We start from the raw sequence: 16,695 nt of genomic DNA on the forward strand, positions 1-16,695 counted from the left end.
GAAATTAATTATCACGTTTATCTCTGCCAGTGATTTTATCAATCACTTTTGACAGAAAATAGAGGAACACCAGCCATACTCCGATACTGACAAACTTCAACGGCCAGGGTTCGACAAACATAATGCAAAGTATTGGGCCAAAAATAACTAACGGGGCAAATGCAAAGCCAAACGAATGATAGACTATAAAAGCCACCATATTTTTTACTTTGATAATCAGAAAATTAATAAATTCCAATAAGCGGCTATTGGTTGACATTTATTTTACGCCTCATTGTTTCCCTGAATGCATGATCCCTACATATGCCCTTGATAGATATAATGCCAATGGGAATAGGAACCGCCATATCATGTCCTTATCAAGTTAATTATCACGTTTATCTCTGCCAGTGATTTTATCAATCGCCTTAGACAGAAAATAGAGAAACACCAGCCATACTCCGATGCTGACAAACTTCACCGGCTAGGGTTCGATAAACATAATGCAAAGTATTGAGCCAATAACGATCAGTGGGCCAATAAGTGCTTCGAGACTATGACTTATCGTGAAGGTAATTATCTTATAAGCGATGTAGAGCAGGGACCGGATAAATTGTATAAATGGGTTATTATGCGGCATTGAGTTTCCTCCTCACCGTGTCCATTATCTTTCTGAATGCGGATTCCCCCTGTGTCACCCTGACATGTATCGCATCGACAAAGGGTTGTACTGAAGGCTTAAACAAAAAATATAGAAGGTCGTAATCCCTCGGTCTGAGGAGTTTATAGACTTCAGGATCCTCAGTTTCAAGAGCTTCTGATGTTCGTATTGAACGCTCTGTCATGCCTCCTATTAGCAAAACGCCGGTTAATGCAGATATCGGCTGATAGCGAAAACTGGCAGAGATGAAAGAGACTCGTTCTAATACTGAGGCAGTTATCAGCGCAATTATTATGTTGGTTCCCATTCGTCCAATGAATGAAGTAAAAACCTCCCTGTAAATTTTGTCTTGCTCAGTTTCTGAAACATATTTATTAAACTCGGTAAAAACCAGCTTAACGGCTTCAGAGATATGGTGATGATTCAGAATGTCGTTTCTGATGGCATCCGCCATACGTATTCGCATCGTTTCATGTATGTAACGTGAACCGGTATCAAATATCCCATACACCATGTATCCAAAATCAACCGGAACGGTCAGTGCACCGTTTATCAGTGCCATATACAGAATCAGGGGAAAGAATAATCCCGGCAATGCGCGTTGCAATATCATCAATGTCAGCCATGTCATCCCTTAGCCATTAATAATTCCCGCGCAAATTGTAGGACATTAATAACTCAGCAACCAGACTCTTTATTGTATATATCTGCCGCGCAGTACCTCCGGGATCACAGATTGCTCATCAACACAAAATCTTAACTCTGCTCCGATACCAGCACCGCCATGGTGTCCGGTTCCAGCGCGCGAAAGATATGTTCGACGTCGGCGGGATAGGAAATGTAATCTCCGGCATTCAGTTCCACTGGTGAGTCAACCAGCCCGACGAGGGCGCGTCCCTGGGTGATGATGATGTGCTCGACCGAGCCCTGCGGATGCGGGCTGGAGATACGGTCAGCGCCCGGTTGCGTGGTCAGCAGATAAATATCCCGGCGTGCAGCGGGCGGACAGGTCGCGAGTAATACCGCTTTATAATCCGCCAGTTCGGCCACTACCGCCGGACCTTCACCCCGGCGGATCACCTGCATTTTATTCACTTCCGGCTCCATCAGTCGCGCAAAAGGAATGTTCAGCGCCACACACAGCGCCCACAGGGTTTCCAGACTCGGATTCCCGTTGCCCGCTTCAAGCTGGGAAAGCGTCGATTTGGCGATACCGGCACGGCGGGCGACTTCCGCCAGTGACAGGCCAGCCCGCTGGCGTTCACGAACCAGTCCCTTCGAAATAACGCTAATAGGTTGTGACATAACCGCCTCATGATCAGTATAACGAACGATCGTTCGACTTGAAGAACGATGCAGATGCGTTCATTATAATGGATACTTGTTCGTTATGGGATGGAATTATGTTTGCGCGTTTCTTTTCACCGTTGGGGAATGATGTGCTTAAAGCCATCTTTCTGGTGTGTCTGGCCGATGGTCTGGTCGGCATTTCTTATGGTTCACTGGCGGTCGCAGGCGGTTTCCCGCTGTGGGTGCCGCTGATGCTTTCGCTGCTGGTGCTGGCAGGGGCGTCGGAGTTTCTATTTATCGCCATCGTCGGCGGGGGTGGCAGCCCGTTTGCGGCGGCGGCGGCCGGATTGCTGGTCAATGCGCGCCATTTACCGTTCGGGATTGCGGTGAAGGATCTGGTCGGCAGCAAAGCCATGAGCTGGCTGGGTTGTCACATCATGAACGATGAAAGCGTGGTGTTTGGCATCTCGCAATCTACCCATGAAAAACGCAAAACCGCCTACTGGTTATGCGGTGCAGGTATCGCCTTATTCTGGCCGGTCAGTGTGATGGCCGGGGCGTACATCGGCCAGTTCATTCCGGATATCAAAGCCATCGGCCTTGATGCCGTGTTCCCGGCCATTTTGCTGGGGTTGATTTTCCCGGCGCTGCGCAGCCGCAGAACGCGCATACCCGCTACCTCCGGTGCGCTGATTTCGCTGGCTGCGGTGCCTTTCGTTCCGGCCGGTATGCCGGTGCTGTTTTCCCTGCTCGGATTGCTGGCGTGGAGGAACCGAAAATGACCTCACACAGCCTGATGATCGCGGGAATTGCGGTGCTCGCCGCCGGAACATTTCTGATGCGCGTGGCCGGTTACCGGCTGGGTTCACGCCTGAATTTCTCCCCTGCAACTCAGACAATGTTATCGGATGCGGCCACCACCTTATTGCTGGCGGTGGCCGCTACGTCGGCGCTGTTCGAAGGTCAGCATTTCGCCGGATACGCGCGGGTCACCGGCGTCAGCGTGGCGTTGTTTTTAGCCTGGAGAAAAGCGCCGCTGATGGTGATTATTATTGCGGCAGCAGCAGTGACGGCGCTGCTGCGCGGGTTCGGTATTCAGTAGGCAGAAACAAGAATGGCTCCCGCAGGAGCCATTTTCACACCAGTGATGAGTTACGCTACGTCTTCGTATTGCGGTACCGGATTGCGGAAGCTTTTGGTCATGCAGGCCAGATAGATAAAGCCGATTGCGCCCCAGATCAGGCCGAGCACCATCGAGCCTTCTTCCAGATTCACCCACAACGCACCAACGGTCAGCGCACCGCACAGCGGCAATAGCAAATACTGAATATGATCCACAACGGTTTTGTTGCGCTGCTCGCGGATCCAGAATTGCGAAATCACCGACAGGTTCACAAACGTGAATGCCACCAGCGCACCAAAGTTAATCAGCGCCGTGGCGGTGACCAGATCGAAATTAATCGCCAGCAAGGCAATGGCGCCGACCAGCAGCACGTTGAAAGACGGGGTGCGCCATGTCGGATGGATATAGCCGAAGAAGCGTTTCGGGAACACACCATCACGCCCCATCACATACATCAGGCGGGAAACGCCCGCGTGCGCTGCCATACCGGAGGCCAGCACGGTGATGCTGGAGAAAATCAGCGCGCCAAACTGGAACGCCCGGCCTGCCACCTGCAGCATGATTTCCGGCTGTGAGGCGTCCGGGTCTTTAAAGCTGGAGATATCCGGGAAATAGAGTTGCAGGAAATAGGTCGCCGCAATAAAGATCACGCCACCAATTAAAGCGGTCAGGAATATCGCCCGCGGGATCACCCGTTCTGCGTCTTTGGTTTCTTCCGACAAATTACTGATGCCGTCAAAACCGGTGAAGGAGAAACACAAAATGGTCGCGCCGGTAATCATCGGCACGGTATGCGCATTTTCACCCCAGAACGGTTGGGTGCTGGCGAGCGTGCCATAGCCGGTGCCGTGATTCACGCCATAAATCACCATGCCGGTGATCACCGTGATCAGCACAATCTGCAAGACAACAACCAGCGTATTAATGTTGGCGACCGTTTTGATACTGCGCAAATTCGACAGCGTCATAAAGCTGACCAGTACGACGACAAATATCCACGACGGCACCGACGGTACCAGCGCTTCAAAATAGATTTTTGCCAGCAGAATATTGATCATGGGCGCGAATAAGTAATCAAGCAGCGACGACCAGCCGACCATAAAACCGACCACAGGATGAATGGCTTTTTGCGCGTAGGTATACGCAGAACCGGCGGAAGGATAGCGGCGCACCAGCTTGCCGTAACTCAGCGCGGTGAACAGCACGGCGATCAGCGCAAAGGCATACGCCGTCGGCACATGGCCGTCCGTCAGGCCGGAGACAATACCGAACGTATCGAACAGTGTCATGGGTTGCATATAGGCCAGACCTATCATGACAACCGGAATCAGCGTAAGGCTTTTACGTAATTCCACGCGGGAAGGGGACCCTGTGACGAGGTTATCCGACATGATGTTGATTTCCCATGACGGAGAACGCTGCATATAAAGAGTGCTGCACCATTTATGATTCCTTGCGACAAGACTGTCGGTATCTGAAAGTAAATATCTATCCGGTACTTAGCCCGGCCTCTGGTATTTGAAGGTTTGCTTAATGAAGAATGCGTAGTGCAATGAACGAAAAATGAGTCATCCCCGTTTTGCGGGGCGCATATTTTGCCTTATTAAGTATTGAATTTACAAGCCGGATAAGAATAAACACGGTCAATAAATAAAACAGGCAGTCAAAACGAGCACGTATTGCCAAAGTCGTTTGCCGGTGGTTTTGCTAATTGTTTTTATCCTGTAAAACAAAAATGAATTCCCCGTTATTGCCGTTATCAAATATCGGCAGCGCGTGGGTGAAAATAACGTCTGCGGCTATTAATCAACATTCATACAACATTCCGCCGGGTCCCGCTGCCCGGATTGACTAATGGGCAAAATCTGAAAATTTAGCCTGTTGCGATGAGAGATGAATTTTCCTCGCTTTTGTTGTTAACAATTTGTGCTATAAATTTCATATAAGAAAAACCAATGTAGCCTCTTTTCCGCACAGCAAAGATTTTCGGAGTGCAACGTGTCTCTTTCTATTTCTGAATGGACGATGGCTAATGAGATTGAATGCTCGCACCTGACAGCGAGCAATTCTTCATTTCCGCGTCATACTCACGACGAATATGTCATCAGTGCCAATCTGACCGGTACGGAAGAAATCTGGCTGCACGGCAAAACCGAACTTGTGCGCGGCGGCGATATCACGATTTACAACCCGGCCACCGTTCAGTCGTCGCTGTTCGGTAACGACAAGGTCGAATTTCTCAGCGTGCATATTCCGCAGGCTTTACTGCGTCAGGTGTCGGTCGATCACAATCTGCGTTCCGATCACTGCGCGCCGGTGTTAACCGAAGGCGTGCTGAGTAATCCCGCGCTGTTTTCGGCACTGTGCCATTACAAACGCACGCTGAATGACGACGATCAGGAACAAAATTTGTTGTGGCTGCTGGGGGCATTGCTGGAAGAACCCGCCAGAGAGCAGGAACAGTCTTTGCGGCCGATTACGCTGGCGCTCGATTTTATGCGCGACCATCTGACCCGCAAAATCCATCTCGATACGCTGGCGCAAATCAGCGGACTGAGCAAGTTTCACTTTGTCCGCCTGTTCCGCCAGCACATCGGCATGCCGCCGCTGCAATACCATATGCAACTGCGTTTGCTCGAGGCCAGAAATCAGCTGCGTAAAAATAATAATGCGCTGGATGTGGCGATAGGGCTGGGCTTTTATGATCAAAGCCATTTCATCAATACGTTCCGTAAGATGATGGGGATCACTCCCCATCTTTATTCGCAGTCACTTCACGCATCGCAGGTGCTTATACCAAGATGAACTCCCGATAACCGCTGATCACCACATACAGCGCAAAGTAAGAGAAGATCGCCGCTGAGGCCACATAAGAATATTTCAGCATTTTGGTGCCCAGCATTTTTCCGCCAAGGCTGCCGACGGAACAGATGACCATCGTCCAGAACACGCCTGCAATAAAGAAGCCGCCCAGGAACCACGAGGCATTCGCCGTGCTTCCCTGCCCCATGCGGGAGATCAGTGCCCCGCCGACGGCGGCAAACCACAAAATAGCGGTGGGTGAAGACATTGCCAGTACGATGCCGCGACCAAAATTACGAATAACAGAACGTGGCTGCGCGCTGTCACCGGCGCTCAGATCCTCCGCAGGCGCGAGCGCGGCGCGGATCATTTTGTAGGTAAACCACATCAGCATCAGTGAACCGCCGACCCACAGCACCCAGCGCACACTCTGGTATTGCAGCAAAATGGTCATCCCGGCCAGCGCCAGCACCGCGTAAATTAAGTCGCCGATGCAGGTGCCGATGCCCAGCCAGAATCCATGAAAATACCCCCGCTGCATCGCCAGCGTCATCATGGCGATATTAGCAATCCCAATGTCCAGACACAGCGACAGGCTGAGTAAAAATCCATTTGAAAACGGCATCATAACGGGACTCTCTTAATTAACTGGTTGTATTCAATCATGTCATTGGTTGTACCGAGGCGCGCCATCAGGATTTCGACATCTTCCGGATTAGTGTGCGGACAATGTTGCAGCATGAACGCCTGCGCACGCTCCGCATCGCCCCCCAGCAGCGCTTCGCTCATCAGGCGGGTCAGATCGGCCATTTGCGGGTAAAACAGCGCCGGATGGAAATCAAGCGTCTCCGCCGACAGCTCAATGCAACCGTGTTCGCGCAGATAGTTGAACTGGATCCAGGCCGCGCCAGCATCCGGATAACTTGACGGGCCGCGGCGCAGATAGCGCAACATTTCGAGGAAATAGATCCGCGCCAGCACGGTCCGGTCGAGCTGCAAACCGGTGGCCACCTGCGGCGTGAGGCACATCAGTAAACCAAACTGATCGGCCAGCGCTTCCTGCACTATCATCGATCCCCAGCGATCAATTTTGCTGAGTTTCGGAAAGACGTTCTCGTTACGCACCAGAGAATGCCCGAGGTCGTGCCCGCGGAACCAGGCAATCAGATAACGCTGGCACACATCACTGTCTGGCAGCATGTCTTCGGCCCAGCCCATTTTGGCGGCTTCGGTACGTGAAAACAGCTCGAACAATTGCTGATACGTATTGGCAAACACCACCGTGCGTTTGACCGGCGAATACTTCAGCCCCTCGTCTTCCGGGAAGAAATAGGCAAAATGTTTGGGATAGGTATTGGCTTCACCGGCAATGCCAAAGAGGTTGATAATTTTGTATGCACAGCCCGGCATCGCCAGTAAATCGGCGGCGATTTCCTTTTGCAGATACAGTAAGCTTTCCGGAAACAGGCTGTCCATCACGTCGGAAACTTCCTGCAAAACCGGGGCAGGTTCACCAAACCACGACGAATAAAAACTCTGTTTGGATTTCCCCACCCAGGTGGACGTGTTACCGATGCCCAGCACCAGTTGCTGTTCCTTCAGGCCAGCAATTTGCGGTAGTACCGTTTTTCCGCAACTGTCATCTGCCAGCATTTCCGCCCGTAAAAACAGTCCGCGCCGGGTATCGGGATCATCAAACAGCGGCGCTAAACGGAAACACTGAATCGACATCTCTTCACGCAGGGCATCCAGCAAACGGCTTTCACAGGCCGCTTCCAGCTGGTTGATGGCTTCGGTCAGACGCAGGCAATAATGAATCGTTTGCAAAGCTTTAGGACTTAAATTTTCCGGGGCATCCAGATCCATCATGGATACCTGATATGCCGGGGCGACTGGCCAAAATGATGTCGTAAACATAGTTTCAAACCCTTGAGCGCAATGGAGAGAAACTACTTAAACACTCCCCTGCGGCGGGGTATTGGAAGAAATTGCGCATAAGTCTGCACGCCGGATATTGCCCCCGGCGACTACAGTTAATCTATCCCCGTTTCTTTTACCAGGTGCCTGACATCATGAGTTTCTCTCTGCGCCATTATCTGCACGTTCGTGGCCGTTTACTGATTTCTATTGTTGCTGGTCTGATTTGCTTCTTCGCGCTTCCCCCGCATCTGGGAATTTTGCAGCGGCTGATGATTGGCTGGAATGTGCTGGCATGGATGTATCTGTTTTTTCTGTGGTTTCGCATGCTTCGCACCGAAGCGAAGGATATCCCGCACATCGCTAAAACGCAGGATGAAAGCGCCAGTCTGGTGCTGACGCTGGTCACGCTCACCTGCCTGGTGAGCATTCTGGCGATCCTGATGGAACTCGGCTCGCTTAAAGCGCTGACGGGAAGTGCAAAAACCCTGCATATCTTGCTGACCGCGACTACGCTGATTGCCTCGTGGGCGTTGCTGCCGACCTCTTTCGCCATGCATTACGCGCATCATCACTATCTGCGGCAGACAAAAGACATCACGCCGATGATCTTCCCGGAAAAGCCTGAGCAGCCCGGCTACTGGGATTTTCTCTATTTCTCCTTCACCATCGCCGTCGCCTCACAAACCGCCGACGTCGCGACCGGCACCACCGATATGCGCCAGATTGCCCTGTTGCAGTCGGTCATTTCCTTTGTCTTTAATCTGGCGATTCTAGGGTTGTCCATTAACGTCGGGGCGGGATTACTGAGTTAACCCTGGGTTGAAGTAATGCGCTGTCATTGGGAGGATTTCCCGCAGAGTTCACTGTAAGTCAGAAAAGGTTTAATTTAGACTTCTATACGTCTAAAAGTTAGTGTAGGTTTTCACAATAAATTCCCATTCTGGTTACGTTTAAGGAACTCCATTTATGCGCACTCCGTTTGTAGCTGTGACTCTCCTTGCCGCCACACTGTTTTCTGCTGCCTCATTTGCCGGTGCGACGCTGGATCGCGTGACCCAAACCGGTGTGCTGCGCAATGCGATCGTTAACGATTACCCGCCGTTTGGTTTTATTGATGATAATAACCAGCTGGCCGGTTTTGACGTGGATGTGGCGAAAGCGGTGGCGCAGCGCATGGGCGTAAAACTTGAAATCATCGCACCGGGCTGGGAAACGATTGTCGGCGGCAAATGGCAGGGTCGCTGGGATACCTGTATCTGCTCGATGACGCCAAACACCGAGCGCGCCAAAGTACTGGATTTTCCGACGCCGTATTACAACTCTCCGGCGGTCTTAGTGGTCAATAAGAAAGACGACCGCATTAAATCGGCGGCCGATCTGAGCAATAAAAAGATTGGCGTCGGCATTGGTTCAACCTACGAAACTTATCTGCAAAAAACGCTGGTGATCCCGGGCAGCAAACCCATCACATTCCCGTTCGATAACGTACACGTGATCCCAAGCGACGAAGAAGTGGCGTTCCAGAATCTGGCGCTCGGGCCGGGTGTGCGCCTCGACGGCGTGGTGTCAGATTTAGCCACCGCGAATGCCCGCATCAAACGTGCGCCAGTGTTTAAAATTGTCACCGAGCTTTATGCTGAACCGAACTGGGTAGCCACCGACAAAGGTGACGCCGAATGGGACAAGAAAGTGGCCGATACCATCAAATCGCTGCGCGACGATGGCACGCTGGCGAAAATCTCTCAGCACTGGCTGGGTGAAGATATTACCCACGAGGTACCGTAATGCCACAAATCCCGGACAGCCAACCGAAAGTGGAAACGCCGGAGCGCTGGCACCACGCACATGCGTTTAAATTTAAAACCGGGCTGACGTGGCTGATTTTGCTCAGCCTGCTGCTCGGCGCGTTCAGCAAAATGGGGCTGGACTGGAGCCTGATTGGGCAGAAATTGCCGTTCCTGCTTGGCCTGCGCCTGTCGCCGGACGGCTTTATTCAGGGTGCGGCGCTGACCATTATGATCACCGCCTGCTCGATGTTTTTCTGTCTGCTGATTGGCCTGATTACCGCGCTCGGCCGGATGTCTGAAAATGCGCTGGCGTTTGGTTGTGCGACGTTTTACGCCTCGCTGTTTCGCGGCACGCCGCTGCTGGTGCAGGTGCTGATTATCTATCTGGCGCTGCCGCAGGTGGGAATTGTGCTCGGGGCGCTCAGCTCGGGCATTATCGCTCTGTCGATGAACTACGGCGCGTATCTGGCGGAAACTATCCGCAGCGGCGTGCTCTCGGTGCCACGCGGTCAGCAGGAAGCCGCGCTGGCGCTCGGCGTGTCACGCTGGACGGTGGCCGTTCACGTCACCGCGCCGCAGGCACTGCGCATCATTATCCCGCCCGCCGGGTCGATGTTTATTTCGATGCTGAAAGATTCGTCTCTGGTGTCACTGATGGGGCTGTGGGAGCTGAATTTTCTGGCGCAATCCTACGGGCGCAGCACCTATCGTTATATGGAAATGCTGGCGACTGCGGCGGCAATATACTGGATTATGTCGATCGTGCTGGAACTGCTGCAAAGCCGCCTTGAGCGCCGTTTTGCACAAGGCCACCGCCGCTAAACTTTTTATTTTCAAATGCTCTGACTTCTTATCGCAGGTATATCATGGCTTTTCCTGAAGATTTCCGTTTAATCAGCTATCTCTCGCGCCTCGAACACGCTGTGCGTTTTCCGCTGTCCTCTTCCTATCCTGAATCGATGAGCCTGGATACGTTATTTGAACTGGCAGGGAAAGAGCACCGCGCGCCGTTCATGCAGACCATGCTGGATTATCCGCCACTGCGCGGAACGCCGGAACTGCTCGACGCCATCGCCTCGACCTATAAAAATGTCACCGCGCAGGACGTCATCAGTTTTGCCGGTGCCGACGAAGCGATTTACGCCAGTTTTCAGATGTTGCTCAAATCCGGCGATCACGCCGTGGTGATCACCCCAAATTATCAGTCGCTGGAAAGCGTGCCGTTATCGCTGTGCGAGGTCACCGGCGTGGCGCTTGATGAAAATAACGACTGGGCGCTGGATACCGGCAAAGTCCGCGACGCGCTGCGCGCCAATACCAAAGTGCTGGTGATTAACTTTCCGCACAATCCGACCGGCGCGCTGATTAGCCGTCAGCAACTCGACGAACTGATCGTGTTATGCCGCGATCGCGGGATCTGGATTTTCTCGGACGAAGTGTACCGGCTGACAGAGTTTGATCCGGCAGACCGGCTGCCGCAACTGGCGGATATTTACGAACGTGGCATTTCGCTGAACGTGACCTCCAAAGCTTACGGATTACCGGGGCTGCGCATCGGCTGGGTGGCCTGTCAGGATAAAGCGTGGATGCGGGAACTCGAGCGCATGAAGCAGTATCTGTCGATCTGTAATTCCATGCCCGGCGAGTTTCTCACCACGGTGGCACTCAATGCCCGCGCACCGATCCTTGAACGGGTGATGGAACGCTCGCGCCGCCAGCTCGTAACACTGACTCAATTTCTGGCGCAATACCCGCACCTGTTCAGGCTCAGCGTGCCGAAAGCCGGTGTGCTGGCGTTCCCACGTTTTACCGGTGAGCAAGGCGCAGAAGCCTTTGCCACACAGCTGGTGGAAGAAGCCGGTGTGATGGTGATCCCTTCTGTCGCCTACGCGTCAGAACTGAACAGAGTGTCGGAAGATTTCCTGCGCATAGGTTTTGGTCGCGAAAATCTTGATGAAGCACTGGGTGAAACGGGGAGATGGCTGGACAAACGCGGCCAGCAGGGATGAAAAAAATGGGCGCGGAAATCGCACCCATTTTAGTTTTCCCCGATGAACGGAAACCGGACTTGCCATTGATTTGTTAATGACTTACACGTTACTTACAGGCTTTGATCTCTTTCCACTGTGACCATTCGCCAGTGAACGACGGGTTACCTGGCTCATTGTTCTGAGTCCAGTAATTCGCGAGATACTCCTTACCTTTCCAGTTAACACTTTCTCCGCCGTTATACACTTTACCGGCATCCCAGTTGTCAGCGCAGCCGGTGCTGGTGCCTTCATCAGGGATCGGCAATACCTTCGGTGTGACCGTCAGCACGTAGGTGGCCACACTGCTTTTCTTCCCGTCGGACACGGTGAGGGTAAAGTTGAAGCTTTGCTTAGTGGTGACCACGGGTGCGACAAAACTCAGCGATTCACGATCGTTACCGGCGAGGGTGGACCCGTTCGGCAGCAACCAGCTGTAGGTCAGTTTATCGCCGTCAGCGTCGGTAGATTCTGCTGCATTGAGCGTCACATTCGCCTGGCTTTCCACATCACCAATCGGACCGGAGAGTTTTGCCACCGGCGCTGAATTGCCGTCAGCCGGGGCTGGCGTCGGTTCCGGTGTTGGTGCTGGCGTCGGTTCAGGAGCAGGTGTCACCGCTTCTTCTTTACCGGCATCATCGACCACTTTCACGTTAAAGAAGTGCTGGACGCAGCGTTTGTAATCGCCCTCTTTGAACGCGGAGAACGGTGTCTGATAACCGACCAGCTGACAGGAATACGTCAGGCCAGTTGGCGTTTCTGATGACCATCCCCAGTCCTGTTCCCAGTACTGCGGCAGCGCACCGGCTCCACCTTCATCAAACTGTTTCATGTTTTTACAGCCCAGCACTTCATTAGCCGGAACCGGCACTTTCAGGTATTCCGCTTCGCTTTTGTAGTAGGAGATACGGTTCAGGCCCTGCGCGATTTCCTGCGAGCCACCGCACTCAACACCGCCATTGATGATCTGAATAGTCACGCCGAATCCCGGCACCAGACCGTTGGCTTTGTCACGATCGTTCGGCTGCCAGGTGCCGTCGATCACATGCAGCATACTCGGCTTCGGTGCCTGCGGCGTGACGTAGAAGAACACCGCACTGGCAAGGTTCAGCCAGGTATCCGCCACCAGTTCCGGTTTATCCAGCAGGGTTCTGACCGTGCCGAACATCGCATCGGAGAACGGGCCGTAGTTATAGTTATAAGAAAGTTGTTTGGCACCGCGACCGAAGTAGCTGACAAAATCGCCGTCGGCATCTTTGCCGCAAGGCCAGGTTTGTCCCTGCCAGACATTCGGATTACATTCGCCGTTATAGCCGCCTTTCTGCCCTTCTTTCCAGCCCATTTCTCGCAGATAGACCAGCCCCTGACGCCATTCGGCTTCCGGGCGCCAGCTCTCGTGGCCGCCGGTTTCCTGTGCGAAGTGTGCAAACATGGTGGCAAGGCCTTTACGGCAAATGGCATCCGAATCGCGTCCGTCGGTATACGTTCCGCACACGGCCGGGAACTTGCCGATGGCCTGCAGGAATTTGGTGTAGGTATAGCTCGGGTCACGCAGCGGGAAAATGTGTTCCCACTTATCACCGCCCAGAATGCTGTCCACCCGCTTCACGTTAGCCGGGTTATCGCTGCGGCCGGGGGCGATTTTATCGACGGAAGCATTATCCAGTGTGCGGATAGACGCCTTAACCTCCTGCATCAGCGGGTTTTGAGTCAGGCTGTTTTCTTTTTTAATCAGATCACTTTCTTTGATGACATAGGGATCCGACGTATCGGCTGCCATTGCCGGAGCAACACAGGCCATCAGACAGGAGAGTGTAATAAGATTCAAAAGGTATTTATCTTTAGTTCTGCGCATAAGGACAACCTTATATAAATAGTCGAAGTTAAATGCTGAAAATTATTTCTGCATAACATTAACCGGTCAGAGTTTCTGTACTGCCCCCTGCCCTGTCAGTCAAAAGGCTAATCGCATAAGCGCATACAGGCTAATAAAAACAAAGCCATAAACATCATAAAAAACGGATGATATTTATTAAAAACCACTTATAAATTTATTCGAAGAACAATAAAAAATGCGGACTGATCACCCGGAATCAGTCCACATACTTATGAACAAACTTTGAATACTTAGTGAATAAAGTTGTTTACCGTTGGGCCAGTGTAAAAGTTCCCGCCAATTTCTTCACCCGGTCCCCTACCAGAATTAATAGTGGCCCGCCTAACACACCGCCTATACCGGAGGTCATCAGGATCATGTTAAAACCCATATCCCTTTCGATGAAAACGATGCTTAGCAGGAAACCTGTGAAACACGACACAACGATTTGCGTAAAACATTTATAAACATCCTCCACAGTGGGCTTACTTTTGCAGCGCATGATAAATCGCACCAGGCCACCCCAGGATGACATAACTAATATAGAAACTAATAACTCAAATTATATAAACACAACTTCGTTAGCATGAAGACTGATCATGACGAAAAACCTCATAGATTAACTAATAAAGATTGAGATAACTGCGACAATGATAATCCGGCCATCATCAAAGCCATAATCACTTCAGCTCAATAATTAATTTTAACAATCCGGCGCTGATTTTTTATTAAAAAAATCATTAAAAAATAAACAAACACTCTCTTAAATCACGTTAACTGCATTTCTTGCCACATCCTTCATATTGATTCCGCGCTTTTCAGCTGTGACATCACCAGATGAACATAGCGTCGCTTACTGCTGTTTGAAAGGTAATTCATGTAGACCGGGGAGTCCTTTATTGAAATTTCTTTAGGTAGATCAAAGCACTTTAACTTGCAATGCCGCTCCCTGATAAAGTAATCCGCCAGCACCCTGGGTAACACAGTGAGCATATCACTGCGTTCGAGCGCGCTGATGATACCGTTGATGGAAGAAGAGCGGTAAATGACTTTAACCAGACCCGCGTAAGGTGCGTTAATCGTCAACGTCGTGCCGAGAAGACCGGTAAAATCATTATAAATACCGTCGTTATAGACAGCGTGAGGTAATGCGTAGTAATGCATTAACGCCAGTTCTCTCTGGTTGGACAATAAACTGCTAGCACCGCACAGGATAACAAACTCATCCATGGCATCAATTTTTATTGAGGTGATTTTCTCATGATTTAGAGCATGATGCGAAATAACAACATCGATATTTGCCTGTAACAAACTCCTTACCATTTCATCACTCTTAATATTCGTTGAATTAGAAAATTCGACCTTTACTGACTTTCCACTTTCGTTCTTATACATCCGGTTAAAATAATAGTCCTCCAGAACATCCGGACACATTACCCGCAATATGGCACCCGATGGCCCTTCGGTTCTTGAGGACTGTAAAACATCTTCAATAATCGTAATGGCGTTGACAAAAGAATCATGGATATCCAGCGCAGTGGCGGTGGGTTTCAGACCCGTAGCCGTGCGGTAAAACAGTTCTTCACCCAGATGTCGTCTGAGCTTATTTATCGATAAGCTTACTGCGGAAGGTGTAAGATTCAAATTTTCTGCTGCTTTTGAAATATTCCCAGAAACAATCACTTCATTCATTATCTTGATAAGATTGTAATCAAAGTTAATTGTACTTGACTCGTTCATTATTTACTCTCCAGATAAAGGGGGCGTTTGCTTCGAAATAAATAATACAGCTCTTTATGCATTCAGTTTTCATAAAAATCCACCTTTAATATTGTGAAGCGTTTTGAGTTGCGTACGTATTAATCACATATCCCGAGCATATTTAAAGCGTTATCCGCCCCTTCATCCAGCCGTAAACAAACGACTCATTCGCACTACGCCCTTCTGCCAACTCCAGGTAACGTTGCCCCTGACTGCAATTAATAGAAGTGATTAACACGCCCGCTCCTTCGGTGCCACGCTTCTCAATGAACTGTGTTAACGCCTTTAGCGTACCGGGGCCGATTTTGCCGTCCACGACGATATCACCATAATATGCTTCACCGTGATTAAATACATTCAGCCAGCGCTGCAACCAACGGATACCCACTGCCGGTCCCATGTTGGTGCCGGTGTCGCACAGTTCCAGCGCCAGACCTGGCGCAATGGCATACACTTTGTCGAATCCCGGCTGATACCAGTAATTCTTTTCAAGGATCAGATAAGCATCTTCTTTCGTGAAATCGGTCATTTTTCCGGTATAGCCATAACTGCGGGCCGTTTTTTCGGTGATACCCCAATGCGTCGGGCCACCGGTATCATTCGGGTGGTCTACATAGCCACCTTCGTTTTTCAGTACGGAATTAATCACAGGGTTGGTAAACATAAGGTCTTCCTCCGGACAACAGTTAAAGTTGAAACGTCAGAAACAACGCGGTACCAAGCAACAGTACCGACACCAAAAAACCAAACATCAGTATCCACGGTCTGAGGTTCTTAACCGGTGATACCTTCTCTTCCATGACTTCCACAGTGGCCGAGGTACTGACACGAATGCCTGATTTCGGCACAGTAATGAAGAATTCATCCAGCCCGGCAAATTTAAGATCGCGGCGGATTAAATAAAGGGTCTGGGTCAAACTGGCATCGCTGGTGAATTTACTGCGGCTTCCCCATAACGCGACAGAGATGGCCTCTTTTTCGATCACTTCATCTTTTGCATGTTCAATAATATAACTCAGGCAACGTGCTCTCATTGAGGTCAGTTTAATATTCACATCACTGTGAAGTTTTTTAAACTCCTTGGTTTTTTCATTAAAGACATATTCGCCATTTATAAGATATACAGCCATCATCCTCTCCCCTCCATTATTTCAGCCATTTGTAGTTGCCCCTTAATCTTTGCTGATGATTAAGCGTATCTGTTTTTATTATTTTCACCACAGGCAATAGGATTAATATTAAGTATTTTAGTTAAGATGTGACTGAATCAAAAAAAACGGGGGGATATTAAGTAAAACTCAAAAACCACTTAATTCTCACTCAACATGCAGAAAGCATTCAACAAGCTGAAAATCAATGCTTTTTATGATTAATTTGTGATATGTCTTTTTATCATCAACGTGATTATTGATGACGATAAAACCCGCTAAATTTCGCCGTTCAAAAAACAACCATAAATTTTATATTAG

The 16,695-nt window shown here is 50.5% G+C and carries 17 protein-coding genes and 1 pseudogene; 7 read left to right on the top strand and 11 right to left on the bottom strand.

What is annotated here, in order from left to right; translation table 11 throughout:
- Positions 1–4 precede the first annotated feature (4 nt).
- From AACU55_RS19305 to AACU55_RS19315, 3 genes and pseudogenes are all read right to left on the bottom strand, one after another.
- Positions 5–259 (bottom strand): hypothetical protein, encoded by a 255-nt coding sequence (locus tag AACU55_RS19305; RefSeq protein WP_037033333.1) that lies wholly within the window; start codon positions 257–259, stop codon positions 5–7.
- Between the two features lie 349 nt (positions 260–608).
- Positions 609–1,266 (bottom strand): annotated as a pseudogene (locus tag AACU55_RS19310) (hypothetical protein).
- A gap of 130 nt (positions 1,267–1,396) precedes the next feature.
- Positions 1,397–1,945 (bottom strand): helix-turn-helix domain-containing protein, encoded by a 549-nt coding sequence (locus AACU55_RS19315; protein ID WP_013576895.1) that lies wholly within the window; start codon positions 1,943–1,945, stop codon positions 1,397–1,399.
- Between the two features lie 98 nt (positions 1,946–2,043).
- On the opposite strand from AACU55_RS19315, the gene AACU55_RS19320 reads away from it, so the two are divergent.
- Together AACU55_RS19320 and AACU55_RS19325 are read left to right on the top strand one after the other, a co-directional pair.
- The gene (locus AACU55_RS19320; protein ID WP_134705942.1) at positions 2,044–2,712 is read left to right on the top strand and encodes an AzlC family ABC transporter permease; all 669 of its coding nucleotides are present in this window, start codon (positions 2,044–2,046) and stop codon (positions 2,710–2,712) included.
- Positions 2,709–3,032: an AzlD domain-containing protein gene (locus tag AACU55_RS19325; protein ID WP_013576897.1), complete on the top strand. Its 324-nt coding sequence runs from the start codon at positions 2,709–2,711 to the stop codon at positions 3,030–3,032. The genes AACU55_RS19320 and AACU55_RS19325 overlap by 4 nt, the downstream gene beginning before the upstream one ends.
- A 50-nt stretch (positions 3,033–3,082) precedes the next feature.
- On the opposite strand, the gene AACU55_RS19330 is transcribed toward AACU55_RS19325, so the two are convergent.
- Complete coding sequence (locus AACU55_RS19330) at positions 3,083–4,444, bottom strand: APC family permease (protein WP_013576898.1); 1,362 nt, start codon at positions 4,442–4,444, stop codon at positions 3,083–3,085.
- A 607-nt stretch (positions 4,445–5,051) separates the two neighbouring features.
- Between AACU55_RS19330 and AACU55_RS19335 the strand changes: the two genes are divergently transcribed.
- Positions 5,052–5,858, top strand: coding sequence for a helix-turn-helix transcriptional regulator (locus tag AACU55_RS19335; protein ID WP_013576899.1), 807 nt, complete (start codon positions 5,052–5,054; stop codon positions 5,856–5,858).
- On the opposite strand, the gene AACU55_RS19340 is transcribed toward AACU55_RS19335, so the two are convergent.
- On the bottom strand, positions 5,845–6,483 hold the full coding sequence (locus tag AACU55_RS19340) for a LysE family translocator (protein WP_013576900.1): 639 nt from the start codon (positions 6,481–6,483) through the stop codon (positions 5,845–5,847). The genes AACU55_RS19335 and AACU55_RS19340 overlap by 14 nt on opposite strands.
- Positions 6,480–7,772, bottom strand: a complete 1,293-nt coding sequence (locus AACU55_RS19345; protein WP_037033341.1) for a hypothetical protein — start codon at positions 7,770–7,772, stop codon at positions 6,480–6,482. The genes AACU55_RS19340 and AACU55_RS19345 overlap by 4 nt, the downstream gene beginning before the upstream one ends.
- Positions 7,773–7,927: 155 nt before the next feature.
- On the opposite strand from AACU55_RS19345, the gene AACU55_RS19350 reads away from it, so the two are divergent.
- The 4 genes from AACU55_RS19350 to AACU55_RS19365 all read left to right on the top strand — a co-directional run bounded on the left by AACU55_RS19350 (position 7,928) and on the right by AACU55_RS19365 (position 11,571).
- On the top strand, positions 7,928–8,587 hold the full coding sequence (locus AACU55_RS19350; protein WP_013576902.1) for a DUF1345 domain-containing protein: 660 nt from the start codon (positions 7,928–7,930) through the stop codon (positions 8,585–8,587).
- 154 nt (positions 8,588–8,741) lie between these two features.
- On the top strand, positions 8,742–9,560 hold the full coding sequence (locus tag AACU55_RS19355) for a transporter substrate-binding domain-containing protein (protein ID WP_015690384.1): 819 nt from the start codon (positions 8,742–8,744) through the stop codon (positions 9,558–9,560).
- On the top strand, positions 9,560–10,384 hold the full coding sequence (locus AACU55_RS19360) for an amino acid ABC transporter permease (RefSeq protein WP_037033345.1): 825 nt from the start codon (positions 9,560–9,562) through the stop codon (positions 10,382–10,384). Before AACU55_RS19355 ends, AACU55_RS19360 begins: the two co-directional genes overlap by 1 nt.
- A gap of 44 nt (positions 10,385–10,428) precedes the next feature.
- Entirely contained in the window at positions 10,429–11,571 is a 1,143-nt protein-coding gene (locus AACU55_RS19365; RefSeq protein ID WP_134705943.1) for an aminotransferase class I/II-fold pyridoxal phosphate-dependent enzyme, read from the top strand.
- Positions 11,572–11,659: 88 nt separating this feature from the next.
- On the opposite strand, the gene AACU55_RS19370 is transcribed toward AACU55_RS19365, so the two are convergent.
- From AACU55_RS19370 to AACU55_RS19390, 5 genes are all read right to left on the bottom strand, one after another.
- A complete protein-coding gene (locus tag AACU55_RS19370; RefSeq protein ID WP_134705944.1) occupies positions 11,660–13,444 on the bottom strand; it encodes a chitinase in 1,785 nt (594 codons plus the stop codon).
- A gap of 289 nt (positions 13,445–13,733) precedes the next feature.
- On the bottom strand, positions 13,734–14,000 hold the full coding sequence (locus AACU55_RS19375; protein WP_134705945.1) for a phage holin family protein: 267 nt from the start codon (positions 13,998–14,000) through the stop codon (positions 13,734–13,736).
- A gap of 263 nt (positions 14,001–14,263) precedes the next feature.
- Positions 14,264–15,205, bottom strand: coding sequence for a LysR family transcriptional regulator (locus AACU55_RS19380; protein ID WP_013576908.1), 942 nt, complete (start codon positions 15,203–15,205; stop codon positions 14,264–14,266).
- A gap of 142 nt (positions 15,206–15,347) precedes the next feature.
- Complete coding sequence (locus AACU55_RS19385) at positions 15,348–15,890, bottom strand: glycoside hydrolase family 108 protein (protein ID WP_015690389.1); 543 nt, start codon at positions 15,888–15,890, stop codon at positions 15,348–15,350.
- Positions 15,891–15,912: 22 nt separating this feature from the next.
- Positions 15,913–16,359, bottom strand: a complete 447-nt coding sequence (locus AACU55_RS19390; protein ID WP_051930989.1) for a winged helix-turn-helix domain-containing protein — start codon at positions 16,357–16,359, stop codon at positions 15,913–15,915.
- Positions 16,360–16,695: the final 336 nt, after the last annotated feature.

Origin of the sequence: Rahnella sp. CJA17(1/100) (genome assembly GCF_963881615.1) — a bacterium.
Taxonomy (GTDB): Bacteria; Pseudomonadota; Gammaproteobacteria; order Enterobacterales; family Enterobacteriaceae; genus Rahnella; species Rahnella aceris.